General features: G+C 65.1%; 23 protein-coding genes and 2 tRNA genes. 18 read left to right on the top strand and 7 right to left on the bottom strand.

All coding sequences use genetic code 11. The features are described 5' to 3' along the window. Nucleotides 1–6: 6 nt before the first annotated feature. From KO516_RS13325 to KO516_RS13290, 8 genes are all read left to right on the top strand, one after another. Nucleotides 7–735, top strand: coding sequence for a transporter substrate-binding domain-containing protein (locus KO516_RS13325; protein ID WP_216004273.1), 729 nt, complete (start codon nt 7–9; stop codon nt 733–735). Nucleotides 736–787: 52 nt separating this feature from the next. Beyond that, complete coding sequence (locus KO516_RS13320) at nt 788–1,669, top strand: ABC transporter permease subunit (RefSeq protein WP_216004322.1); 882 nt, start codon at nt 788–790, stop codon at nt 1,667–1,669. 91 nt (nt 1,670–1,760) lie between these two features. Next, entirely contained in the window at nt 1,761–2,567 is an 807-nt protein-coding gene (locus KO516_RS13315) for an ABC transporter permease (protein ID WP_216004272.1), read from the top strand. A gap of 115 nt (nt 2,568–2,682) precedes the next feature. Then, nucleotides 2,683–4,026 carry a glutamine synthetase family protein gene (locus tag KO516_RS13310; RefSeq protein ID WP_216004271.1) on the top strand — a complete coding sequence of 448 codons (1,344 nt, stop codon included), beginning with the start codon at nt 2,683–2,685 and terminating at the stop codon, nt 4,024–4,026. A gap of 62 nt (nt 4,027–4,088) precedes the next feature. Beyond that, the gene (locus KO516_RS13305) at nt 4,089–4,772 is read left to right on the top strand and encodes a type 1 glutamine amidotransferase (RefSeq protein ID WP_216004270.1); all 684 of its coding nucleotides are present in this window, start codon (nt 4,089–4,091) and stop codon (nt 4,770–4,772) included. Beyond that, nucleotides 4,769–6,127, top strand: a complete 1,359-nt coding sequence (locus tag KO516_RS13300) for a glutamine synthetase family protein (RefSeq protein WP_216004269.1) — start codon at nt 4,769–4,771, stop codon at nt 6,125–6,127. Before KO516_RS13305 ends, KO516_RS13300 begins: the two co-directional genes overlap by 4 nt. A 119-nt stretch (nt 6,128–6,246) precedes the next feature. Continuing rightward, the gene (locus KO516_RS13295; protein WP_216004268.1) at nt 6,247–7,548 is read left to right on the top strand and encodes an FAD-binding oxidoreductase; all 1,302 of its coding nucleotides are present in this window, start codon (nt 6,247–6,249) and stop codon (nt 7,546–7,548) included. Between the two features lie 114 nt (nt 7,549–7,662). Beyond that, entirely contained in the window at nt 7,663–8,874 is a 1,212-nt protein-coding gene (locus tag KO516_RS13290; protein WP_216004267.1) for a DegT/DnrJ/EryC1/StrS aminotransferase family protein, read from the top strand. Nucleotides 8,875–8,924: 50 nt separating this feature from the next. On the opposite strand, the gene phaR is transcribed toward KO516_RS13290, so the two are convergent. The 3 genes from phaR to KO516_RS13275 all read right to left on the bottom strand — a co-directional run bounded on the left by phaR (nt 8,925) and on the right by KO516_RS13275 (nt 10,748). Then, nucleotides 8,925–9,470: a polyhydroxyalkanoate synthesis repressor PhaR gene (phaR, locus tag KO516_RS13285; RefSeq protein ID WP_216004266.1), complete on the bottom strand. Its 546-nt coding sequence runs from the start codon at nt 9,468–9,470 to the stop codon at nt 8,925–8,927. Between the two features lie 96 nt (nt 9,471–9,566). Next, the gene (locus KO516_RS13280) at nt 9,567–10,535 is read right to left on the bottom strand and encodes a Gfo/Idh/MocA family protein (RefSeq protein ID WP_216004265.1); all 969 of its coding nucleotides are present in this window, start codon (nt 10,533–10,535) and stop codon (nt 9,567–9,569) included. Nucleotides 10,536–10,672: 137 nt separating this feature from the next. Continuing rightward, nucleotides 10,673–10,748: transfer RNA gene (locus KO516_RS13275), tRNA-Lys, on the bottom strand. Between the two features lie 101 nt (nt 10,749–10,849). Between KO516_RS13275 and dapF the strand changes: the two genes are divergently transcribed. From dapF to KO516_RS13260, 3 genes are all read left to right on the top strand, one after another. Then, complete coding sequence (gene dapF, locus KO516_RS13270; protein WP_252737586.1) at nt 10,850–11,698, top strand: diaminopimelate epimerase; 849 nt, start codon at nt 10,850–10,852, stop codon at nt 11,696–11,698. Further along, on the top strand, nt 11,695–12,948 hold the full coding sequence (gene mtaB / locus KO516_RS13265) for a tRNA (N(6)-L-threonylcarbamoyladenosine(37)-C(2))-methylthiotransferase MtaB (protein WP_216004264.1): 1,254 nt from the start codon (nt 11,695–11,697) through the stop codon (nt 12,946–12,948). The genes dapF and mtaB overlap by 4 nt, the downstream gene beginning before the upstream one ends. Nucleotides 12,949–13,032: 84 nt before the next feature. Beyond that, on the top strand, nt 13,033–13,725 hold the full coding sequence (locus KO516_RS13260) for a phosphatidylcholine/phosphatidylserine synthase (protein WP_216004263.1): 693 nt from the start codon (nt 13,033–13,035) through the stop codon (nt 13,723–13,725). On the opposite strand, the gene KO516_RS13255 is transcribed toward KO516_RS13260, so the two are convergent. After that, on the bottom strand, nt 13,722–14,204 hold the full coding sequence (locus KO516_RS13255) for a flavodoxin family protein (RefSeq protein ID WP_216004320.1): 483 nt from the start codon (nt 14,202–14,204) through the stop codon (nt 13,722–13,724). The genes KO516_RS13260 and KO516_RS13255 overlap by 4 nt on opposite strands. A gap of 163 nt (nt 14,205–14,367) precedes the next feature. On the opposite strand from KO516_RS13255, the gene KO516_RS13250 reads away from it, so the two are divergent. Next, a tRNA-Gly gene (locus KO516_RS13250) sits at nt 14,368–14,441 on the top strand. 81 nt (nt 14,442–14,522) lie between these two features. Continuing rightward, on the top strand, nt 14,523–16,319 hold the full coding sequence (locus KO516_RS13245; RefSeq protein WP_216004262.1) for an ABC transporter transmembrane domain-containing protein: 1,797 nt from the start codon (nt 14,523–14,525) through the stop codon (nt 16,317–16,319). Nucleotides 16,320–16,424: 105 nt separating this feature from the next. Here KO516_RS13245 and KO516_RS13240 read toward each other — a convergent pair whose 3' ends face one another. Beyond that, nucleotides 16,425–17,465 (bottom strand): aldo/keto reductase, encoded by a 1,041-nt coding sequence (locus KO516_RS13240; RefSeq protein WP_216004261.1) that lies wholly within the window; start codon nt 17,463–17,465, stop codon nt 16,425–16,427. A gap of 140 nt (nt 17,466–17,605) precedes the next feature. On the opposite strand from KO516_RS13240, the gene metG reads away from it, so the two are divergent. Further along, the gene (gene metG, locus KO516_RS13235; RefSeq protein WP_216004260.1) at nt 17,606–19,318 is read left to right on the top strand and encodes a methionine--tRNA ligase; all 1,713 of its coding nucleotides are present in this window, start codon (nt 17,606–17,608) and stop codon (nt 19,316–19,318) included. A 133-nt stretch (nt 19,319–19,451) separates the two neighbouring features. Next, nucleotides 19,452–20,366: a tRNA pseudouridine(55) synthase TruB gene (truB, locus tag KO516_RS13230; RefSeq protein ID WP_216004259.1), complete on the top strand. Its 915-nt coding sequence runs from the start codon at nt 19,452–19,454 to the stop codon at nt 20,364–20,366. A 144-nt stretch (nt 20,367–20,510) separates the two neighbouring features. Here the strand turns inward: truB and KO516_RS13225 are convergent, their stop codons facing one another. Together KO516_RS13225 and KO516_RS13220 are read right to left on the bottom strand one after the other, a co-directional pair. Continuing rightward, nucleotides 20,511–21,332, bottom strand: a complete 822-nt coding sequence (locus KO516_RS13225; protein ID WP_216004258.1) for an alpha/beta fold hydrolase — start codon at nt 21,330–21,332, stop codon at nt 20,511–20,513. Beyond that, nucleotides 21,332–22,003, bottom strand: a complete 672-nt coding sequence (locus KO516_RS13220) for a haloacid dehalogenase type II (protein WP_216004257.1) — start codon at nt 22,001–22,003, stop codon at nt 21,332–21,334. The genes KO516_RS13225 and KO516_RS13220 overlap by 1 nt, the downstream gene beginning before the upstream one ends. A 162-nt stretch (nt 22,004–22,165) precedes the next feature. Here KO516_RS13220 and KO516_RS13215 point away from each other — a divergent pair, with 162 nt between their 5' ends. The 3 genes from KO516_RS13215 (at nt 22,166) to KO516_RS13205 (ending at nt 24,430) form a co-directional block, all read left to right on the top strand. Next, nucleotides 22,166–22,594, top strand: coding sequence for a peptidylprolyl isomerase (locus KO516_RS13215; RefSeq protein ID WP_216004256.1), 429 nt, complete (start codon nt 22,166–22,168; stop codon nt 22,592–22,594). 253 nt (nt 22,595–22,847) lie between these two features. Beyond that, nucleotides 22,848–23,150 carry a DUF1992 domain-containing protein gene (locus tag KO516_RS13210; protein ID WP_216004255.1) on the top strand — a complete coding sequence of 101 codons (303 nt, stop codon included), beginning with the start codon at nt 22,848–22,850 and terminating at the stop codon, nt 23,148–23,150. Nucleotides 23,151–23,209: 59 nt separating this feature from the next. Continuing rightward, nucleotides 23,210–24,430 (top strand): bifunctional 2-polyprenyl-6-hydroxyphenol methylase/3-demethylubiquinol 3-O-methyltransferase UbiG, encoded by a 1,221-nt coding sequence (locus tag KO516_RS13205; RefSeq protein WP_216004254.1) that lies wholly within the window; start codon nt 23,210–23,212, stop codon nt 24,428–24,430. Nucleotides 24,431–24,438: the final 8 nt, after the last annotated feature.

Below are 24,438 nucleotides of genomic sequence, written 5' to 3'. Positions count from 1 at the left end.
AACAAGATGAACAAGATCTTTTTCGGCACCGCCGTTCTGGCACTGAGCGCTGGCGCGGCGCTGGCGCAGGACGTGGTGCGGCTGGGCACCGAGGGCGCCTATCCTCCGTACAACTTCATCAACGATGCGGGCGAGGTCGATGGCTTTGAACGCGTTCTGGGCGACGAGCTGTGCAAGCGCGCCGAGCTGACCTGCGAATGGGTCACCAACGACTGGGATTCGATCATTCCGAACCTCGTGTCGGGCAACTATGACGCCATCATCGCAGGCATGTCGATCACGCCTGAGCGTGAAGAGGTCGTCGCCTTCACCCAGAACTACACCCCGCCGTCGCCCTCGGCCTTTGCGGCGATGATGGACGGGATCGATCTGGAAACTGCGGTGATCGCGGCGCAGACCGGCACCATCCAGTCGGCCCATGTGGCGACGATGGAAGGCGCGACCCTTGTCGAATACCCCACCCCCGACGAGACCGTCGCGGCGATGATGGCCGGCGAGGCCGATGTGGTGCTGTCCGACAAGGATTACCTGATCCCGGTGGTCGAGGAATCCGGCGGCGAGGTGATGTTTGTCGGCGATGACGTGCCGCTGGGCGGCGGCATCGGCATGGCCTTCCGCCAGTCCGACCCGGAACTGCGCGAGACATTCGACGCGGCGATCCAAAGCATGAAGGATGACGGCACGCTCAACGCCATGATCGTCGAATATCTGGGCGCCGACAGCCCCAAGTTCTGATGCATTTTGCCCCGGCGCAACAGCCGGGGCATCCCTGACCGGAGAGCCCGCCATCTTCACCGCCTGCGCCGATCCTTCCGCCCTGACGGGCCTCAGCTGGCTTGCCTGTTATCTGACAACCGGCAAGCACATGGCGTTTTACGGCTCTTTCGGGACCGTGCTGCTGCTGCTCGCGATCACCGCGCCGGTGGCGTTGGGAATGGGGTTTCTGGGGGCAATGGGCGCGCGCGCGCGAATTGCGCCGCTGCGCTGGCTGGGCCAAGGCTATATCGCGGTGGTGCGCGGGGTTCCGGACATCGCGTTCTTCCTGTTCTTTGTGATCGCGCTGGATCAGGGGTTTGAATGGCTACGCCATCAGGTGAAATGCCCCGACTGGCCCGATGCCATCCGTCAGGGCAATGATTTCGTGGTCTGCCCGGCGGCCAAGCTGCCGCTGAGTTCGTCGCCGCAGATCTGGCACGAGATCTATGGCTTTTCGCTGGCAGTGCTGACCTTTGCCATCGTCTTTGGCGCCTTCGCCGCCAATGTGCTGTACGGCGCGATGAAGGCGGTGCCCCATGCCCAGCTTGAAACCGCCGAAGCCTATGGCATGTCGCACCGCCAGACCTTCTGGCGCATTCTGATCCCGCAAATGTGGGTTTATGCGCTGCCCGGCCTGTCGAACCTGTGGATGGTGCTGATCAAGGCCACCCCGCTGCTGTTCCTGCTCGGGGTCGAGGACATCGTCTACTGGGCGCGCGAACTGGGCGGATCGAAGACGGCACGCTTCACCGATTATCCGCATGGCGATTGGCGCGTGTGGTATTTCGCGGCGCTGCTGGTGTTCTACCTGTGCTTCACGCGGGTGTCGGAGATCGTGCTGGCGCGGCTGATGAGGCGGCTCACCCATGGTCAGGCGACCTTGGGCGGCGAAGCGCAAAGGAAGGCGGCGTGATGCCTCTGGCCAAGGTCGCAGTGGGGCGCTGCCCCACACCCCGGGATATTTATGGCCAGAAGAAGGGCCTGCCGGGCACAGGGGGTGAGGCATGAGCTGCTGGGATGTGGTGGCCGATTACGGGCTGCGCTCGCTGGGCATTGGCGAGCGGCTGTTGCCGCGCGATGATTTCACCCTGTGCAAGCAGGTGGTGCTGATCGGATCGGGGATGATCTGGAACGTCTATTTCGGCGTTCTGGCGTTGCTTTTCGGCTTCTTTCTGGCGACCGCGCTGGCGGTTGGCAAGGCATCGCGGGTGACGCCGCTGCGCAAGGCGGCGGAATGGTTCATCTTTGTCTTTCGCGGCTCGCCGCTGTTCATCCAGTTTTTCTTTGCTTACTTCCTGTTCCTGTCGCTGAAATCGGTCTCGCCGCTGTTCGACCCGCTGTCCTCGGCATGGCTGGGGGCGCTGATCGTGCTGTTCTTCAACACCGCCGCCTATTCGGGCGAGATCTTTTATGGCGCGTTGCTGTCGGTTCCCAAGGGCGATATCGAGGCCGCGGATGCCTATGGCTTTACCGGCTGGTCGCGGTTTCGGCGCATCGTCTGGCCAACCATGCTGCGGCTGGCATGGCCTGCCTATACCAACGAGGCGATCTTTCTGTTTCACGCCACCACGCTGGTGTTCTTCAGCGGCTTTCCGGCATGGCAGCAACGCGGCGACGCGCTGTATTATGCCAGCTATTTCGCCGACAAAACCTTCAACCCGTTTGTGGCCTACCCGATCCTTGCGGGCTATTTCATCCTGTTGACGCTGATCGTCATCGCGGTGTTCGGGGCGATCAACCAGCGTCTCAACCGGCACTTGCCGCAGGCGCGCCGGCAAAAAATCCGCTACCGGCCGAATCTGATCCGCTGAGATGCCTGCGCATTGCCCATTGCGGCAAATGCGCCACCGGACGGTGAGCCGCCGCTTGCCACAGAGCCCGGCCTCCGCTACCGTGGAATTTGATCATATTCCTCACTGGTGACCCATGAACGATCCCAAAAGCTGGCTGCGCAAGAACCCGCAGGTCCGTACGATCCGCGTCGGGGCCTCGGACCTCAACGGGCAGATGCGCGGCAAGCGCGTGCCCACCCGCTTTGCCGACAAGGTGGTCGAAGAAGGCACCCGGTTTCCGCTGTCGGTGATGAACCTCGACATCTGGGGCGAGGACATCGACGACAGCCCGCTGGTGTTCGAAACCGGCGACCGCGACGGCGTACTGCGCCCGACCGAGCGCGGCTTTGTGCCGATGCCATGGCTCGAGGCGCCCACCGCCCTGCTGCCGATCTGGATGTATCTTGAAGACGGCCGCCCGTTCGAGGGCGATCCGCGCCATGCGCTGGCGCAGGTGCTCAAGCGCTACAAGGCGCGCGGGCTGACGCCGATGGTTGCGATCGAGCTGGAGTTCTTTCTGATCGACGACAGCGGCAAGTCGTTGCAGGTGCCACTGTCGCCCCGGTCGAACAAGCGGCGCAAGGCGGCGGAGGTGATGTCGATCCGGGCGCTCGATGCCTTCGACACCTTCTTTACCGATCTCTACGACGCCTGCGAAGACATGGACATTCCCGCCGATCAGGCGATTTCCGAGGCCGGGCTTGGCCAGTTCGAAATCAACCTGATGCATCAGGCCGACGCGCTGCACGCCGCCGACGATGCGTGGCTGTTCAAGATGCTGGTGCGCGGTCTGGCCCGGCGTCATGGCTTTGCCGCCAGCTTCATGGCCAAGCCTTATGAAGATTATCCCGGCTCTGGCATGCATGTGCATTTCTCGGTGATGGACGAAGACGGCAACAACATCTTCGACGATGGCGGCCCCAAGGGCACCGATACGCTGCGCCATGCCGTGGGCGGCCTGCTCAATGCCATGCATGACAGCACGCTGATCTTTGCCCCGCACAAGAACAGCTACGAGCGGCTGGTGCCGGAAAATCATGCCCCCTGCGGCATTTCATGGGCCTACGAAAACCGCACCTCGGCGATCCGCATTCCCGGCGGCAGCGCCAAGGCACGCCGCATCGAACACCGCGTGGCGGGGGGCGATGTAAACCCGTATCTGCTGCTGGCGACCCTTCTGGGCGCGGCTCTGATCGGGATCGAGGATCAGGCAGAGCCGCCCGCCCCGATCACCGGCAATGCCTATGCGCAGGAGATGCCGCTTATTCCCGCCACATGGGCTGACGCGATGGATGCGTTTGAGGCCAGCACCATCATGCCGCGCATCCTGCCGCCCGGACTGATCCGCTATTTCCTCGCGACCAAGCGGCAAGAGCTGCACTACATGGCCGAGCTGTCGCCCGCAGAGCAGGTGGAAATCTATCTCGATACCGTCTGACCCCCCTTCCCGCGCCACGCGCGCGGGTCTAGGGTCGGCCCATCACGAACATTGGTACTTGCATGAAAATCGGCATCCTTCAGCCCGGCCTCGTGCCGGACGTCATCCTCGAAGAGGTTGGCGATTACGACGCGCAATTCCGGGCGCTGTTGGCCGGACACGGGTTCGACTTCGAAACCTGGAAGGTGGTGAACGGCAACTTCCCCGCCGGTCCCGATGACGCCGACGGCTGGCTGATCACCGGCTCGCGCCATGGCGCCTACGAAGATCACCCGTGGATGGCGCCGCTCGAAGAGCTGATCCGCGCCATCTATGCCAGCGGCAAGCCGCTGATCGGGGTCTGCTTTGGCCATCAGATCATCGCGCAGGCGCTGGGAGGCAAGGTCGAGAAATCCGAGCAAGGTTGGGTCGTCGGCCCGACGCTGTACCGCTATGGCGACAGGCTGCGGCTGGTAAACGCGTGGCATCAGGATCAGGTCGTCACCCTGCCCGAGGGGGCCGAGGTGGTCGCCTCGTCCGAGATTTGCCCCTATGCCGCGATCCACTACCCCGGCCATGCCTATACGGTGCAGCCGCACCCGGAATTCCGCCGCGATTTCGCGCAGGCGCTGATCGTGCACCGTGCCCCCGGCGTGGTGCCGCCCGCGCTGGTCGACGAGGCGACAGCCAAGCTGGACATGCCGCTCGACAGCGCTGAAATCGGCGCGCAATTCGCCACCTTCTTCAAGGAAAAGAGGCTCGCATGACTCACCCGACCTCGAACCTGCCCGATGCCGCCGCCGCCTACCTGGAAGGCCGCCGGCTTGACGAGGTGGAATGCATCATTTCGGATCTGCCGGGCATCGCGCGCGGCAAAGCAGTGCCGGCGTCGAAGTTTCAACGCCAGGACTATTTCCATCTGCCGGATTCGATCTTTTACCAGACCATCACCGGCGAATGGGGCGAGGCCGCCAGCGCAGAGGGGTTCATCGAACGGGACATGATCCTGAAGCCCGACATGAGCACGGCCACCGCCGCACCATGGACGGCGGACTGGACGCTTCAGGTCATTCATGACGCCTATGACCGCAAGGGCAATGCCATCCCGTTTGCGCCGCGCAACGTGCTCAAGCGGGTGTGCAAACTGTACGAGGAACAGGGCTGGCAGCCGATCGTGGCGCCGGAGATGGAATTCTTCATCGTGGCGCGCAACCTCGATCCGGCTAAGGACATCCAGCCGATGATGGGCCGCTCGGGGCGGCCCGCCGCCGCGCGTCAGGCCTATTCGATGACCGCCGTCGACGAATTCGGCCCGGTGATCGACGATATCTACGATTTCGCCGAGGCGCAGGGCTTCGAGATCGACGGCATCACCCAGGAAGGCGGCGCGGGGCAGCTTGAAATCAACCTGCGGCATGGCGATCCGGTCAAGCTGGCGGACGAGGTGTTCTATTTCAAGCGGCTGATCCGCGAGGCGGCGCTGCGCCATGACTGCTTTGCCACCTTCATGGCCAAGCCAATCGCCAACGAGCCGGGATCGGCCATGCACATTCACCATTCGGTGATGGATATGGAAACCGGGCGGAACATCTTTACCGGCCCTGCGGGCGGCGAAACCGATGCGTTTTTCAACTTCATCGGGGGCTTGCAGAAATACATGCCCGCCGCCGTGGCGGTGATGGCGCCCTATGTGAATTCCTATCGGCGCTACGTGCCGGGCCATGCGGCGCCGATCAACCTTGAATGGGGGCGCGACAACCGCACCACCGGCATCCGCATCCCGCTGTCGGGCCCTGACGCGCGCCGGGTCGAGAACCGGCTGGCAGGAATGGATTGCAACCCCTATCTGGGGATCGCGGCGTCGCTGGCCTGCGGCTATCTTGGCATGATGGAAGAGGTCCGCCCGTCCAAGCAGTTCCGCGGCGACGCCTATGAGGGCGAAGGCGACATCCCGCGGGTGCTCGGCTCTGCGCTGGATCTGTGGGATGAGGCGACAGCGCTGCACGAGGTGATGGGGCCGGAATTCGCGCGGGTCTACGCCATCGTGAAACGGGCGGAATACGAGGAATTCCTGTCGGTGATCTCGCCGTGGGAACGTGAGCATCTGCTGCTCAACGTGTAGGTGAGCATCTGCTACTCAACCTCCGAGCCTGTGGCGGGGGAGGCAGGGGGGCCAGCCCCCCTCGGCGCCTGCGCGCCTCACCCCCCGGAGTTTATTTGGCAAGATGAAGGGCGGGCCTGATGGATCTGTTGTTCTCGAATGACCGGCAGGGTCACTATCCGGAAAGCTGGTACGCGGCGACGGCGCTGGATGCGCAGGAGCATCCGCCCTTGCAGGGCGAGGTGCGGGCGGATGTCTGCATCGTGGGGGCCGGATTTACCGGACTCTCTGCGGCGCTGCACATGGCGCAGGCCGGGCTGGACGTGGTGGTGCTGGAGGCGCATCGCATGGGCTTTGGCGCCTCGGGGCGCAATGGCGGGCAGCTTGGAAGCGGGCAGCGGGTCGATCAATTGTCGCTGGAGGGGCTGATCGGGGCTGCGGATGCGCGCAAGTACTGGGATCTTGGCGAAGAGGCCAAGGATCTGGTGCGCGCGCTGGTGGCAAAGCACGGCATCGACTGTCAGCTGCGCGATGGCGTGGCGTGGTGTGGCTCGCGCCCCGGCGATGTGGCGCATCTGCATGAATACGCCGAGCATATGGCGACGCACTATGACTACGACATGGAGGTGATGGACGCAGAGGCGTTTCGCGCGCTCTGCCCGTCGCCGGATTACTGCGGCGGCGTGTTGGACATGGGGGCGGCGCATCTGCACCCGCTGCGGCTGGCGCAGGGGCTGGCGCAGGCGGCGATTGGCGCGGGGGCGCGGGTGTTTGAACGCTCGCATGTGAGTTCGGTCGATGAGGGGGCCGAATGTGTGGTGCATAGCGCCCAAGGAAGCGTGCGGGCCGGGCATGTGGTTTATGCTGGCAACGGCTATCTTGGATCGTTGCAGCCGAAGGTGGCGCGGCGGGTGATGCCGATCAACAATTTCATCGTGGCGACCGAGCCGCTGGGTGCGCGCGTGGCCGAGGTGTTGACCCGCGACGTGGCCGTGGCCGATTCGCGGCATGTGGTAAATTACTTCCGCCTGTCGCCGGACGGGCGGCTGCTGTTTGGCGGCGGCGAGAATTACTCCTACCGATTCCCGCAGGACATCCGCGCCAAGGTGCGCGCTCCGATGCTGGAGATCTTTCCTTCGCTCAGGGATGTGCGGCTGGACTACGCCTGGGGCGGCACGCTGGGCATCACCATGAAGCGCCTGCCGCTGCTGGAGAGGTTGCGCCCCAACGTGCTCGCGGCGGCGGGATATTCCGGGCATGGTGTTGGCACCGCGGTTCATGCCGGGCGGCTTTTGGCCGAGGTGGTCAAGGGTAGCAGCGCCGGGTTCGATGCCATGGCCGCGCTGCCGACCCCGCCCTTCCCCGGCGGACCGTCGATGCGCACGCCTTTGTTGAAGCTTGCGATGACATGGTTCGCGCTGCGCGACCGGCTTGGCATCTGACACAGATTTGCAGCGTCTGGCGCCCTGACCGGCCGATCCCCGGCCGGTTTTAACTTGGTTGTCATGAAACTCGTGTTTAAGCTTTCCCGAAACAGACATTCGGGAACTTGAAATATGAGCAGCCTGCCAAACATGCATGACGCCGAGCCGATCCCTGCCGAGGCGCGCGCCGAGATCGACCGCCTTCTGCAGTCAGGCGATTTGTTCCGCTACACTGCCCCCGAGGACGCCCCCGTCGCGCTGCTGGAGCGTGAGTTCGCCGCGATGATGGGCAGCCGCTACGCGCTGGCGGTGTCGAGCTGTTCTGCAGCGCTATTCCTGTCGCTCAAGGCGCTTGGCCTGCCGCGCGATGCGCGGGTGATGATCCCCGGTTTCACCTTTGCCGCCGTGCCCTCGGCCATCGTTCATGCCGATTGCATCCCGGTGCTCTGTGAGGTCGGCGAGAATTACCGCATCGACCTTGGCGATTTCGAAGCCAAACTGGACAGCGTGCAGGCGGTGATCATCAGCCATATGCGCGGGCACACCTCTGACATGGACGCGATCATGGCGCTGTGCGACGCGCGCGACATTCCGGTGATCGAGGACGCGGCGCATTCGCTGGGCACCGTCTGGGGCGGGCGCAAGGTCGGCACCATCGGGCGCATCGGCTGCTTCAGCTTTCAGAGCTACAAGCTGGTGAACGCGGGCGAAGGCGGCATCCTGATCACCGATGATGCGGATATCGTGGCGCAGGCGGTGATCCTGTCCGGCGCTTACGAGCACACTTGGAAGAAACACGTGGCCCATGGCGACAATACCGGTGCGCTGGCCGAGGCCTTTGCACGCTGGCAGAACAAGCTGCCGCTGTACAATCTGCGCATGTCGAACCTGTCGGCGGCGGTGATCCGCCCGCAACTGGCGCATGTAGAGCGCCGCATCCTCGACGGGCGGCGCAACCATGATTTCGTCGCCGAGCGGATCAATCGCTCACCATGGATTTATGTCCCGGACAAGCTACCCCAAGAAGAACGCGCGCCGGATTCCCTGCAATTCAACCTGCGGAGCATGACTCGCGACGAGATGCGCGCCTTTGCCGATGTCGCCGCCGCGCTCGGGGTCAAGGTGCAGGTGTTCGGCCTGTCGAGCGACAACGCCCGCGCCTTCTGGAACTGGCAGTTCCTACCCGAGATGCCCGAGCTGCCGCGCACCCGCGCCATGCTGGAAGCGGCCTGCGACACCCGCCTGCCCGCCCGCCTGACGCTGGAAGATTGCGCCGCCGTGGCCGATATCCTCGTGACCGCCGCCGAACAGGTCATGTCCGAGACCCGCGCCTACGGCACCTGACACGCAAAAGGGGCGGCCAAAGGCCGCCCCCTGCCTGCCCTGCGAGCAGATTATTTCTGGATCTTCGCGAGCTTCGCCTGCAACTCGGCGAGCTGTTTCTTGACCGTCTCGAGGTCTTCGGCGTCCTCGGTTTCGGCTTCCGGCCCGGACCACTGGTTTCCCATGCCCCCGGTCATCGCCTTGAGAAACGCCTCCTGCTGCGCCTGCATCGCCTCGAAACCGGGGATCTTGGGCATCATCGGGTTCGAGGAGACGGTTTCCGCCCATTTGGACTGGCTGTCGCGGAACATCTCGAAGCTGGCAGCCAGAAACTGCGGCACCGCCGAGGTGGCCGTCGTGGTGTAGCTGCGCACCAGATCGGTCAACACGTTGATCGGCAAAACCGATTCCCCGCGTGATTCGTGTTCGGCAACGATTTGCAACAAATATTGCCGGGTCAGGTCATCGCCCGATTTCAGATCGACGATCTGAACGTCCCGACCATCGCGGATGAACCCGGCGATGTCTTCGAGCGTCACGTAATCGCTCGTCTCGGTATTGTAGAGACGGCGGCTGGCATAGCGCTTTATCAGCAGCGGTTTGAGGTCGTCTGCCACGTCACCCTCCCTGGCCGTGAAACATTGTTGGCAAAGACTAAGCTCTCGCAGAATAAAAGGAAAGCACTAGCTTTCCCATGGGGATGCGAGCGGATGTCAGCCCGCCGCCGCGAGAATGGCATCCAGCAACGCACGGGTGCCCCGGCTTTGTTCCAGCGGTACGGGCCAGTCGGCACCGTCGCGCACGGCGCGGTTGAAGGCTTCGACCTGCAGAACATAGTGATTCTCGCGAGGGAACCGCCAGGTTTCCACAGGGCCGCCGGAACGGTGCAACTCGACGCGGGCCTCGCCAAAGACCTGCGCATTGTAGGGCACCGGCATTCGGATCACGCCGGTTTCACCATGGATCACCATTTCCTGCCACGGGGCGGCGCGCATCGACACCCGCCCGGTATAAAGAAACCCCGCGAACCGCGCCATCACATGCGCAGACACATCGACGCCGTTCTGCATCTCGATCTCGGCGGCGAGGATCACTTGCGGCTCCTGCCCCGTCAGCAGACGGACCGAGCCAAAGGCATAGACGCCGATGTCGCCAAGCGCGCCGCCACCGGCGTCGGGCCGGTTGCGGATGTTCGCTAGGTCGTCGTTGAAGAAGCTGTGGGTCGAATCGATGCGCACCAACGGGCCGATGGCGCCCTCGTCCAGCAGGGCGCGCGCCTTGGCGTATTGCGGATGATGCGCGATCATCCATGCCTCGGCGATCAGCTTACCGCTGCGCTCGCGCGCGGCGATCAGCCGGTCGACCCCGGCCACATCCATCGCCACCGGCTTTTCGCACAGCACGTGCTTGCCCGCCTGCGCCGCCTTTTCCGACCATTCGACATGCAGCGCATTGGGCAGCGGGATGTACACCGCGTCGATGTCCGGCGACTCCAGGAGCGATTCGTAGCTGTCGAACACCGCGATGCCCGGGGCGATCTCGGCAAAGGGCGCGGCCTTGTCCGGGCTGCTTGTGGCGATGGCGCTCAGCGTGCCGCCACGGGCGGCGTGGATCGCCGGCCCCATATGCTCGCGCGCAAATTTCGCGGCCCCAAGAATGCCCCAGCGCAGATGATCGGTCATGATGCTGTCTCCTGTCCCGGCGCGGAGGATATCCTATCGGCGCCTGCGGACAACCCATTGAAAACGCAAACGGGCGACCCACAAAGGATCGCCCGTTTCGCTTAACGTCCAAAGGGTTGCTCACCCTAAGGACACAGTGGTGAGCCGTGATGGGTTCGAACCATCGACCTACTGATTAAAAGTCAGTTGCTCTACCAACTGAGCTAACGGCCCACTGTCTGTGTGGGGGGCTTCTAGAAATTGTGGCGGGTGGGGTCAATGCCTTTTTTCGAATTTTCCCAAGCTATTTTCACGAGCTCTGGAAAGGCGCACCCATGAGGCGTATATCCGCGCCCATGAACAGCTTCGCCAACAGACTGCCCTTCATGAAGATGCACGGGCTCGGGAACGATTTCGTCGTACTCGATGCGCGTGACCATAGCGTGACGGTCACACCCGATCTTGCCCGCGCCATCGCCGACCGCCATCGCGGCATCGGGTTCGACCAGCTTGCCGTGATCGAGTCGGGCGAGGACGCAGCGCTGACCTTTTACAACGCCGATGGTTCGACCGCCGGAGCCTGTGGCAACGCCACCCGCTGCATCGCGCGCTTTCTGATGGACGAAACCGGCAAGACCGCGCTGCGGCTGACCACCGAGCGTGGCACGCTACTGGCGCAGGATGCGGGCAACGGCCTGACCTCGGTCAATATGGGCCAGCCGCAGCTGGACTGGCACGAGATCCCCCTCGCCCGCGAAATGGAAACGCTGGAGCTGCCCATCGACGGCGCGCCCACTGCAACCGGCATGGGCAATCCGCATTGCACCTTTTTCGTCGACGATGCCGAGGCGGTCGATCTTGCCGCCTTTGGCCCGCCTCATGAGAATCATCCGCTGTATCCGCAGCGCACCAACGTGCAGGTCGCAAGCCTCATCGGGCCCGATCACCTGCGGATGCGGGTGTGGGAGCGCGGCGTGGGGCTGACGCTGGCCTCTGGCTCCTCGTCCTGCGCCACGGCGGTTGCAGCGGCGCGGCGCGGGCTGACCGGCCGCAAGGTCACCATCGAGCTGGATGGCGGAACGCTGATCATCGACTGGTGCGCCGATGGCGTCTGGATGACCGGCGCCACCGCGCATGTGTTCGACGGCAGTTTTACGCGCCACTGGCTGGAGAGCGTATCATGAGCGCGCCGATCTTCACCACGCTGGGCTGTCGGCTCAACGCCTATGAGACCGAGGCGATGAAGCGCCTCGCGGATGAGGCCGGCGTCGGCGATGCGGTGGTCATCAACACCTGCGCCGTCACCGCCGAAGCGGTGCGCAAGGCGCGTCAGGAGATTCGCCGCCTGCGCCGCGAAAACCCCGAGGCCCGCGTTATCGTCACCGGCTGCGCCGCGCAGATCGACCCCGACAGCTTTGCCGCGATGGACGAGGTCGACGCGGTGATCGGCAACACCGAAAAGATGTCGCCCGACACGTGGGCGGGGCTGTCGAACGGCTTTATCGGCGACACCGAAAAGGTGCAGGTCAACGACATCATGTCGGTGACGGAAACTGCCGGGCATCTGATCGATGGGTTCGGCACCCGTAGCCGCGCCTATGTGCAGGTGCAAAATGGCTGCGATCACCGCTGCACCTTCTGCATTATCCCCTATGGCCGGGGCAATTCGCGCAGCGTTCCCGCCGGCGTCGTGGTCGATCAGGTCAAGCGGCTGGTGCAGAAAGGCTTCAACGAGGTGGTGCTGACCGGCGTCGACCTGACCTCATGGGGCGCCGACCTGCCCGGCACGCCGCGGCTTGGCGATCTGGTGATGCGGCTGTTGCGGCTGACCGACGTGCCGCGCCTGCGCATCAGCAGCATCGATAGCATCGAGGCCGATGACAACCTGATGCTCGCCATCGCCACCGAACCGCGCCTGATGCCGCATCTGCACCTGAGCCTTCAGCATGGTGACGACCTGATCCTCAAGCGGATGAAGCGCCGCCACCTGCGCGACGATGCCATCGCCTTTGCCGAAGAGGCGCGCAAGCTGCGCCCCGGAATCACCTTTGGCGCCGACATCATCGCGGGCTTCCCGACCGAGACCGAAGCGCATTTCGAAAACTCGCTGAAGCTGGTCGAAGACTGCCACCTGACATGGCTGCATGTCTTTCCCTATTCCGCCCGCCCCGGCACCCCGGCGGCCAAGATCCCGTCGCGCGTCGATGGCAAGGTCATCAAGGACCGTGCCGCCCGCCTGCGCGCCGCCGGAGACGCCGCCGTGCTGCGCCACCTTGCCGCGCAGCAGGGCGCAGAGCACCGCATTTTGATGGAATCGCCAGACATGGGCCGCACCGAACAGTTCACCGAGGTCGATTTCACCACCCCCCAGACCGAAGGCAGCATCGTCACCGCAACCATCACTGGCGTATCGGGAAACCGGCTGACCGCCTGACACAAATCGCACAGTCCCGGCGCGACGCCGGGGCGCGCCGTTTGAGCATTTGCGATAGCCGCCCCGATGCGGCATCACTGGCGTATGTCTCCCGTATCCCGTGCTCTTGCCGTTCATCTGTTCACCGCCACCGGTGCCGTTTTTGCCATGCTCGCGCTGCTTGCCGCCGCGCAGGAAAGCTGGTCGGTGATGTTCCTGTGGCTGGTGGTCGCCTTCTTCGTCGACGGGCTCGACGGCCCGCTGGCGCGCAAATACGACGTCAAGGCCAATGCGCCAAGATTCGACGGCGTGCTGCTCGACCTGATCATCGACTATCTGACCTATGTGTTCATCCCGGCCTTTGCGCTGTTCGAATCGGGGCTGCTGCCGGGTTGGACCGGCTGGATTGCGATCATCATCATCACCTTCGCCTCGGCGCTATATTTCGCCGACACGCGGATGAAGACCGATGATAACAGCTTTCACGGCTTTCCCGGCTGCTGGAACATGCTGATTCTGGTGTTGTTCGCGCTGCAACCAAGCTTCTGGGTGATCCTTGGGCTGGTGGCCGTGCTGTCCGTGGCGATGTTCCTGCCGCTGAAATTCATCCACCCGGTGCGCACCGAACGCTGGCGCTGCGTTTCGCTGCCCGTGGCCATCGTGTGGACGCTCTGCGCAGGCTGGGCGGCATGGTTCGACTTTCTCCCCGGCAGCTGGGCGCATTGGGGGTTGGTGGCAACCTCGCTCTACCTGATCGCCGTGGGCATCGTGCAACAGCTCGTTCCGGCGCGCCGCTAGAAGATCCCCATCGCCAGACCGGCCGCCAGCGCTTGGCCCAGTTCGCGGCATCGGCCCAGATCGGTCGAGCCGATCTGCTTGGGTGCAAGGATCTGCTCTGGGGTCTGCGCCTGCGTGTTGACGATCAGCGCCGGTTGCGCCTCCCGCAGCCGCCAGCCCTTGGCGATCCGCGCCAGCTGGCGCGCCGCGCCCTCGCCATCCGATCCGGCGCAGACCATATGCGCATAGGCCCGCCCCTCGATCCGGCCCAGAACCGGGTAATAGCAGCGATCACAGAATTCCTTGAGCGCGCCCGACAGCGCGGCAAGATTCTCGGGCCCGCAGAACAGATAGCCCTGCGCCTGCAACAGATCCTCCGGCCCGGCTTCGCAGGCATCCAGCAGCCGCACCGGCAGCTCCTCACGCGCGCCTTCGGCGGCGGCCTCGGCCATCTGGCGGCTGCCCCCGGTGCGGCTGTGAGTGACGATCAGCAACTCCATGCCGCGCAGCCTAGCGCCCCGCCGCACCCGATCAAAGCCCTGAGCGGCACCGGCCTGCCAAATCCGCACCAGCGACGCTCCGGCGACAAGGTTCTGGCGCTGGATTGAACGACAACGTCTTGACCCATGCGCGCGCTTGATTTACCTCAGCACAACAGCCCGAGCGGGCGTTGTGTAATGGTAAGACCTCAGCCTTCCAAGCTGATGACGCGGGTTCGATTCCCGCCGCCCGCTCCATTCCCTCCCACAGACCACGGCAAGACTCCCCTTTCGCACAATGATGCGGTAATGGAACGCGGCACCGCGTCAGGAGGACACATGGCCAGAGGCAACCCCGCAACCGCCCCGGCGGAAGACCGCGCCAAATCCCGCAAGCTCGGTTCGCTGTCCGCGCTGGCCCCCTTTCTGTTGCCCTACAGAGGCATGGTGATCGCCGCGGTGCTGGCGCTGATGCTGACCGCCGCAGTGTCGCTGGCGCTGCCACTCGCGGTGCGCCGCGTGGTCGATAATTTCAATGCCGACGGCGCGCTGCTCAACGGCTACTTCATGGCCGCGCTCGGCATCGCCGCGCTGCTCGCCGCTGGCACGGCGCTGCGCTACGCGCTGGTGACCCGGCTGGGCGAACGTGTGGTGGCCGACATTCGCAAGGCGGTGTTCGACCGGGTGATCGGCCTGTCGCCGGTGTTCTACGAAAAGGTGATGACCGGCGAGGTGCTTAGCCGCATCACCACCGACACGACGCTGATCCAGTCGGTGATCGGCTCATCGGTGTCCATCGCCCTGCGCAACATCCTGATGATGGCGGGCGGGCTGGTGCTGATGCTGCTGACCTCGGCCAAGCTGACAGGCCTCGTGCTGCTGATCGTGCCCGTGGTGGTGGTGCCGATCATGACGCTGGGCCGCCGCCTGCGCACCCTCAGCCGCGAGAATCAGGACTGGATCGCCGCCTCCTCTGGCAATGCCGCCGAAGCGCTGCTGGCGGTGCAGACCGTGCAGGCCTTCACCCATGAGACGATCTCGCGCAATGCCTTCGGCGAGATCACCGAAAAAAGCTACGACGCCGCCCGCCGCCGCATCTGGGTGCGCGCAGCGATGACCGCCATCGTGATCTTCCTCGTGTTCTCCGGCGTGGTCGGCGTGCTGTGGATGGGCGCATGGGACGTGCGCGCCGGAGACATGAGCCCCGGCGCGCTGGTGCAATTCGTGATCTATTCGGTGATGGTCGCGGGCGCGGTCGCTGCCCTGTCGGAAATCTTTGGCGAATTGCAACGCGCCGCCGGGGCCACCGAACGCCTCGTCGAGCTGTTGCAAACCGAAGACCCGGTGCAGGACCCCGCAGCGCCCCGCACCCTGCCCGACCCGGTGCGCGGTGAAATCCAGCTGACGGATGTCCATTTCGCCTACCCTTCTCGCCCCGAAATCTCGGCGCTGGACGGCGTCAGCCTGACCATCCAGCCCGGCGAGACCATCGCCCTCGTTGGCCCCTCCGGCGCCGGCAAAACCACCATCGTGCAGCTGATCCAGCGCTTCTACGATCCGGCCTCGGGGCAGATCACGCTCGATGGCATCCCTCTGGCCGACATGGGCCGCGGCGCCTTTCGCCAGCACATCGCACTGGTGCCGCAGGACCCGGTGATCTTCGCCGCCACGGCGCGCGAGAACATCCGCTTCGGTCGCCCCGACGCAAGCGACAGCGACATCGAATCCGCCGCCCGCGCCGCCGCCGCGCATGATTTCCTCAGCGCCCTGCCCGATGGTTACGACACCTACCTCGGCGAGCGCGGCGTCATGCTGTCAGGCGGGCAGAAACAGCGCATCGCCATCGCCCGCGCCATCCTGCGCGACGCGCCGGTGCTGCTGCTCGACGAGGCGACCTCGGCACTCGATGCACAAAGCGAACGCGCGGTGCAGGCCGCCGTCGATACCCTGGCACAGGGGCGCACCACGATCATCGTCGCCCACCGCCTCGCCACGGTGAAAAAGGCCGACCGCATCGTCGTGATGGAAAACGGCCGCATCGCTGCCATTGGCACCCACGACGCGCTGGTGTCCGAAGGCGGCCTCTACGCCCGCCTCGCCCGCCTGCAATTCACCGACGGCATCGCCGCCGAATGAAGAAGGGGCGCGGCCCATCGACCCGCGCCCCTTCTTCATCTTGCCCCTGAACTCCGGGGGGTCCGGGGGGTCCGGGGGGCTGGCCCCCCGGCGTGCAGCGCCGGTTCAATAGGGCATCGGATGCTCCCGGTGCACCGCGTCAAGCCGCTCCAGCAACTCCTCGCCCAGCACCACATCGACGGCCCCCAGCAGATGATCCAGCTGCGCCAGAGTCGTCGCCCCAAAGATCGACGACGCCACGAAGGGCCGCCGCGCCGACCACGCCAGCGCCATGTGCACCGGGTCCAGCCCGAACTCCCGCGCCACCTGCAGATACGCCTCGACCGCCGGGAACGCCCGCGCACTCTTGCGCCCGCCAAGGTTGCCGTTCAGTGCCATGCGCGAGCCCTCCGGCACCGCGCCATTCTGGTACTTGCCCGTCAGAAGCCCCGCCGCCAAAGGCGAATAGGGCAGCAGCCCAACCTGCTCATTCACCATCAACTCGGCCAGATCGGTATCGGCAAGCCGGCACATCAGCGAATATTCGTTCTGAACAGACGCCACCCGAGGTCCGCCGACCTCCTCCGCCATGCGCAGCCACATCGCGGTGCCCCAGGCGCTGTCGTTGGACAGGCCAAAGGCGCGAATCGTGCCACGCTCCACCTCGCGGCCAAGCGCCCCCAGCGCATCCGCCATGTGCTGCACGGTTGTCGCGCGATCCTGCCCTGACGGGTCGTAGCGCCAGTTCTGACGAAAGTGAAAGCTCCCCCGGTTCGGCCAGTGAAACTGGTACAGGTCGATCACATCGGTCTTCAGCCGCTTCAGCGAGGCCTCGATCGCTCCCGGAATCGTCTCCGAGGAAATCGGCGCCTCATCACGCACCAGCTTCGACGTCCCGGTGTGCTTCGTCGCCAGCACAAACTCCTTGCGCCGCCCCGATGCCACGATCCACTCACCGATGATCTCCTCGGTGCGCCCGACGGTCTCGGCCTTCACCGGGTTCACCGGATACATCTCGGCGGTGTCGAAAAAGTTGATTCCAGCCTCCAGCGCCCTGTCCATCTGGGCAAAGGCCTCCTCGGGCGGCGTCTGGTTGCCAAAGGTCATGGTGCCGAGGCAAAGCTCGCTCACCTCGATGCCGGTCCGGCCGAGCGGGTTCTTCTTCATTTGGGGGGAACTCCTGATCTGAAACTTGGCGCCAACCTAGCGGGCAGACCACAGAAGCCAAGCCCATGCGCCTTGATCTTTCCACTGCCCGCCCGATCCGTTAAAGCGGCGAACAAAGCGGCGCGGAGAAAAGGCAGATCATGGCACGGCATCTCATCACCTCGGCGATTCCCTACATCAACGGGATCAAGCACCTTGGAAACCTGGTGGGCTCGCAGCTTCCCGCGGACCTGTTCGCGCGCTACCACCGGGCGCGCGGCGACGAGGTGCTGTTCCTCTGCGCCACCGACGAACATGGCACCCCCGCCGAACTCGCCGCCGCCAAGGCCGGCAAGCCGGTGGCGGAATACTGCGCCGAAATGCACGAGGTGCAGGCCCGAATCGCAGACGGCTTCCGCCTGTCCTTCGATCACTTCGGGCGCAGCTCCAGCCCGCAGAACCACGCCCTGACCCAGCATTTCGCCGGGGTGCTGGCCGAGCGTGGCATGATCCGCGAAGTCACCGAAACCCAAATGTATTCGCCCACCGACGGGCGCTTCCTGCCCGACCGCTACATCGAAGGCACCTGCCCCAACTGCGGCTTCGAGGATGCGCGCGGCGATCAGTGCGACAATTGCACCAAACAGCTCGACCCGGTCGAGCTGATCAACCCGCGCTCGGTGATCTCGGGCGCGACCGATCTGCAAATGCGCGAGACGAAACACCTGTATCTGTGCCAGTCCACCATGAAGGAGCAGCTCGAACAGTGGATCGACACCCGCGAGGGCTGGCCGATCCTCACCACCTCGATCGCCAAGAAATGGCTGAACGACGGCGATGGCCTGCAAGACCGCGGCATCACCCGCGATCTCGACTGGGGCATCCCGGTCAAGAAGGGCGATCAGGACTGGCCGGGCATGGATGGCAAGGTCTTCTACGTCTGGTTCGACGCGCCGATCGAATACATCGCCTGCGCGCAGGAATGGGTCGATGCAGGCAAGGGCACGGACTGGCAGCGCTGGTGGCGCACCGACAAGGGCGCAAGCGATGTGACCTACACCCAGTTCATGGGCAAGGACAACGTGCCCTTCCACACGCTGGGCTTCCCGGCCACCATCCTTGGCTCGGGCGAGCCGTGGAAGCTGGTCGATTACATCAAATCGTTCAACTACCTCAACTATGACGGCGGCCAGTTCAGCACCTCGCGCGGGCGCGGCGTGTTCATGGATCAGGCGCTGGAAATCCTTCCGGCGGATTACTGGCGCTGGTGGCTGCTGAGCCACGCCCCCGAATCCTCCGACAGCGAATTCACCTGGGAGAATTTCCAGACCTCGGTGAACAAGGATCTGGCCGACGTGCTGGGCAACTTCGCCAGCCGCGTCACCAAATTCTGCCGCGCCAAGTTCGGCGAACAGGTCCCGACCGGCGGCAGCCTCGGCCCGCGCGAAGACCAGCTCATCGCCGACCTCACCGCAAGGATCCGCGAATACGAAACCCACATGGCCCATGCCGAGGTGCGCAAATCCGCCGCCGCCCTGCGCGCGGCCTGGGTGCTCGGCAACGAATACCTGCAAGAGGCCGCCCCCTGGACGACCTTCAAGACCGATCCCGAAGCCGCCGCCGCACAGATCCGCCTCGCGCTGAACGTGATCCGGCTCTACGCAGTGATCTCGGCCCCCTTCATCCCCGACGCCGCGGCCCAGCTGCTCACCGCGCTGAAGTCCGACGATGACAGCTGGCCCGATGACGTCGCAGCGGCGCTGAACACCCTGCCCGCAGGCCACGCCTTCGAGGTGCCCGAGGTGACCTTCCGCAAGATCACCGACGACGAGCGGGCCGACTGGCAGACCCGCTTCGCTGGCAAGCGCGACTGACCCCGGCCTCTTCTGGCCCAAAATATCCCGGGGGGAGCGCACCCGCGCGGGGGGCAGCGCCCCCCTTGCAACATTGACAACCCATGCCACCGCTTGCTACCCCGCGCGCCTCATCACTCAAGGGGCGCACCGCATGGCACGCAAGAAGGGCCGCGACATTTCCGGCTGGCTGATCGTCGACAAACCGGCCGGAATCACCTCGACCTCGGTGGTCAACAAGGTCCGCTGGGCGCTGGCCGCAAAAAAGGCCGGCCATGCAGGCACCCTCGATCCCGAGGCCACCGGCGTTCTGGCGGTGGCCCTTGGCGAGGCGACCAAGACCGTTCCCTATATCACCGACGCGCTGAAGGCCTACCGCTTCATCGTGCGCCTCGGCCAGCGCACCAACACCGATGATGCCGAAGGCGAGTTGCAGGCCCAAAGCGATATCCGCCCCGATGATGCCGCCATCAAGGAAGCGCTGCACGGCTTTGTTGGCGACATCCTGCAGGTGCCGCCGCAATTCTCGGCGGTCAAGATCGACGGCGAGCGTGCCTACAAGCGCGCTCGCGACGGCGAAACCATGGAGATCGCCGCCCGCCCTCTCTGGGTCGAAGAGCTGACGATGGTCTCGCGCCCCGACGCCGATCATGTCGAACTCGAGATGGTCTGCGGCAAAGGTGGCTACGTGCGCTCCATCGCCCGCGATCTGGGCGAAACGCTGGGCTGTCATGGCCATGTCCTGCGGTTGCGCCGGGTGTGGTCAGGGCCGTTCGACGCCGCCGACGGACTCTCGCTCGAGCAGGTCGATGCGCTGGCCAAGACCCCCGAACTGGATGCCCGGCTGCTGCCGCTCGAGGTCGGTCTGGTCGATCTGCCAGAACTGAAATGCACCCCCGAGGGCGCCGCGCGGCTGCGCAATGGCAACCCCGGCATGGTGATCCCGGGCGATGTGGAATACGGCGACGAGGCTTGGGCCTCGTTCGAAGGGCGCGCCGTCGCGGTCGGCGTCTACAAGGCCGGAGAGCTGCACCCGACCCGCGTCTTCGTTCCGCAATCCAACGCCTGATCCCGGCGCCCAGACTTCCTTAGCAAGGCGTCTGGGCGCCCACCGGTCTTGCATGCCAGACTCGGCTCTCTGAGCCTACCGGCGTCACACTCCCTTCTCGGGGAACCCCTGAAGATCCTGCGCCACCAAGGTCAAACGCCCCTCTCAGCCCATCATCTTCAGCCAGCGGCGCAGCGCATCCCGCGATTGAGCCTCGTCCAGAAACGGCACATGGCCGCGCCCCGGCACGTTGACGGCAATCATATCCGGACGACGCGCCTGCATTTCGGCAAAAGTTGCCGCCGACAACAGGTCGGAATTGGCCCCCCGGATCGCGCACAGCGGTATCCCCGCCAGCGCATCGAACAGCGGCCACAGATCCGCCGCCGGCTGGGCACCGTCTCCCAGAACCGCATCGCGCAGCTTGGGATCATAGGTAATCACCAGCCCGTCGGGGGTTTCGCGGTAGAACTTCTCGGCCTCTTCGCGCCAGCGGCTTTGCGGCACGCCTTCAAAGGCCGTCATCGCGGCGGCGCGTTTCTCGACCGCCTCATCCAAGGTCTTCCACGGCGGATTGCGCCCCAGATAGCCCTTGATCACCTCCAGCCCGGTATCGGCGATCTCGGGGCCGATGTCGTTCAGCGCCACGCCCAGCAGGCGGTCCTTGACCGTGGCGGCCAACACCATGGCGATCAGCCCGCCGCGCGAGGTGCCCAGAACCGCCGCGCGCTCGATCCCAAGATGATCGAGCAATTCGACCGCATCACGGCCTTCGACCGGAATGTTGTAGCCAGCGGGATCGCCCCAATCGGATTGGCCCCGCCCCCGGTAATCGAGCCGGATCAGCCGCACCCCGCCAAGATGCGACGCAACGTAGTCGAAATCGCGCCCGTCGCGGGTCAGCCCGGCAAGGCAGAGCAGCGGCAACCCCTCGCCTTCGTCGGTATAATACAGCGACAACCCGTCCGAGGTGGTGAAACGCGGCATCAACAAAGCTCCGGGATCGTGGTCAGGTCGGTCAGAACGTGGCGCGGGCGGGCAGACAGCCGATCCATCGGCAGATTGCCGCGATTGACCCATGCGGTGTGAAAGCCATAGCCCGAGGCCCCCGACGCATCCCAACCGTTGGACGACACGAACAGCACCTGCTCTGGCGTGCAGCCCATGCGCGCGCCGACAAGGTCATAGACTTCGCGGGCGGGCTTGAAGATACCAACCTCTTCGACCGACAGCACCGCGTCCAGCTGCGCGCCGATACCGGCGCTGTCCACCGCCGCCGCCAGCATCTCGGGCGAGCCGTTCGACAGGATCGCCGTGCCCAGCCCCTTGGCCTTCAGCGCCGCCAGCATCGCGGGCACCTCTTCATAGGCATCAAGCACTTGGTAAAGCGCCATCAGCCGCCCGCGCAAGCCTTTGTCGGTCAGGCCCTGCCGCTCCATCGCCCAGTCAAGCGCATCGCCGGTGACCTTGGTGAAATCCACATGGTCGCCGGTGATCGCCCGCAGCCAGCTGTATTCCAGCTGCTTGCGCCGCCAGTCTTCGGACAGCGTCTGCCAGCAGCGCCCCAGCGCCGCATCCTCCTGCGCCGCGCGGCGGGCGGCGGCGGAAACGTCGAACAGCGTGCCATACGCGTCGAAAACACAGGTTGTAATGGTCATGATAGCCTCCGTTGCGGGCGAGCCTTGCACGCTGCGCGGGGACAGGAAAGGCCCCCGTTTGCAATTTGCGCCCTGCGGGACTATCTTATTGCCGAGAAATATGAGCACCCGCATTTGCGGCCTCATCCATTCACGCAATTCCCAGACATGAACGGAGCATCCATGACGCAGGTCAAGACCGGCGATACCGTCCGCATCCACTACACCGGCACGCTGAACGACGGCACCACATTCGATTCCAGCGCGGGCCGCGATCCGCTTGAATTCGTGGTCGGCTCGGGTCAGATCATCCCCGGACTCGACAAGGCCATCCCCGGCATGACCGTCGGCGACAAGAAAACCGTCGAGATCGCCCCGGAAGAAGCCTATGGCCCGGTCCACGCCGAGGGTCGTCAGGCCGTGCCGCGCCAAGAAATCCCCGATGACATCCCGCTCGACCTTGGCACGCAGCTTCAGGTCCAGACGCCGAACGGCCAGACCATGAACGTGACCGTCGCCGAAGTGACCGAAACAGAGGTGACGCTTGACGCCAATCACCCGCTTGCCGGCAAGGATCTGACCTTTGCCATCGAGCTGGTCGAGATCGCCTGATCTTCGGGCTCGGGCGGCCCCGCGCCGCCCGAGCCACTTGCCAAGCGCCGGATGTTCGGCGCCTCGGCGCAGATTTCTGCAAGCTGCGCCCTCTTGGCGCCCAGTGGGCCGCGCCCGCATCTGGCATCACACCGCCCCTGCAGCGTGCAGACCCCTGCCAGAACTCCCTGAAAGGCTTGACCACGCCGCCCCGCCTTGGCTTTCTTGACGCCATGCGCAACCTCATCGCGGCGCTTACGGAAAGGGACGGCTGATGGATCACCCTCTGATCGACCTGATCAACGCCCGCATCACGGCGGCAGAGCGCGACGGCGCCTTTGACAACCTGCCCGGCGCGGGCAAGCCGCTGCCGCCCTGCGATGACCCCGAGAACGCGGTGCTGAACCGCATCCTGAAAGACAATGGCGCGGTGCCCGAGGCGGTGGCGATCCACCGCGAATTGTCGCGGCTGCGCGCCGAACTGCTCGAGACCGCCGACCGGAGCGAACGCAAGCGCCTGATGCAAGACATCGCCCTGCTTGACGCCCGCTTCGAGATCGCCCGCAAGCGCCCCTGACGTCTTGTCCCCGCCGCCCCGCGCGTGCCACTGTCCGGGCCGAGCAGGAGGCACCCGCAATGGTCACGGTCAAGCAGCAATACGAAACCTACCCCTATCCAGAACGCGACCCGGCGGACGAGGATCTGCGGCTGATCACCGGCTCGCCGTCGCACCCGTTCGAGATGGATCACTTCCTGTGGCAAGGCGCGCGCGACTGGTCGGCGCCGCTGCGGGTGCTGGTTGCGGGGGGCGGCACCGGCGACGGGCTGATCCAGCTGGCGACGCTGCTCGACATGGCCGGGGCCAAGGCCGAGATCACCTATATCGACCTGTCTACCGCCTCGCGTGCCGTGGCCGAAGCGCGGGCGGCGCGGCGCGGGCTGACGACCATAACCTTTCACACCGGCAGCCTGCTGGAGGCCGCGCAGTACGGCCCGTTCGATTACATCGATTGCTGCGGCGTCTTGCACCACCTGCCCGACCCGCACGCCGGCTTTGCCGCGCTGCGCGAGGCGCTGGCACCGGGCGGCGGCATGGGCTTCATGGTCTATGCGCCCTATGGCCGCTCGGGCGTCTACCCGTTGCAGGACGCGTTCAGCGCGTTGTTCGACGGGTTGCCGCCCGAACAGCGGCTCGCGCAGGCGAAACGCATCGTCGCCGAACTGCCCGAAGGCCACCCCTTTGTCGCCAACCGCAACCTTGGCGATCACCACGCCAGCGATGCGGGCTTTTACGATCTGCTGCTGCACGGGCAGGACAGGGCCTACAGCGTGGCCGAACTGCTTGAAACGCTGAAGGACACCGGCTGGCGGCTGGCGGATTTCACCGCCCCCGCGATGTATGATCTTGCCCGCCTCGCCCCGGTGCCCGAAGGCATGGACAAGGCGCGGCAGATGGCGGTGGCGGAAAAGCTGCGCGGCACCATCCGCATGCATGTCGCCTACGCGGTGCCCAGCGATGCACCCGACACCATCGCCAAACCATCGAACCGGGCGCTGGTGCCGCATCTGCGCGGCGTCAAGCGGCAGGCGCTGGCCAAGGCCGTGGCGCAACGCCGCCCCCTGCCCCTGCAACTGGGCCAGCTCAAGACCGAATTGCATCTCCCGCGCGAGGCGGCCTCGGCGCTTGCCGCCATCGACGGGCGGCGCAGCCTTGCCGAAATCGGCAGCGCGGCAAAGCTCGACCCGCTGGCGCTTGGCAAGGTCTGGGCGCAACTGCACGACGGGCTCGCGCCATGGGGGCTGTTGCACTACTCTGGTCTTCTCCGGCAGACCGGGCGGACGATCAAGGGGATCTAATCGCCGCG

It is taken from the genome of Citreicella sp. C3M06, assembly GCF_018860705.1.
GTDB lineage: Bacteria > Pseudomonadota > Alphaproteobacteria > Rhodobacterales > Rhodobacteraceae > Salipiger.
This window is presented reverse-complemented; position numbering and strand designations above follow the sequence as displayed.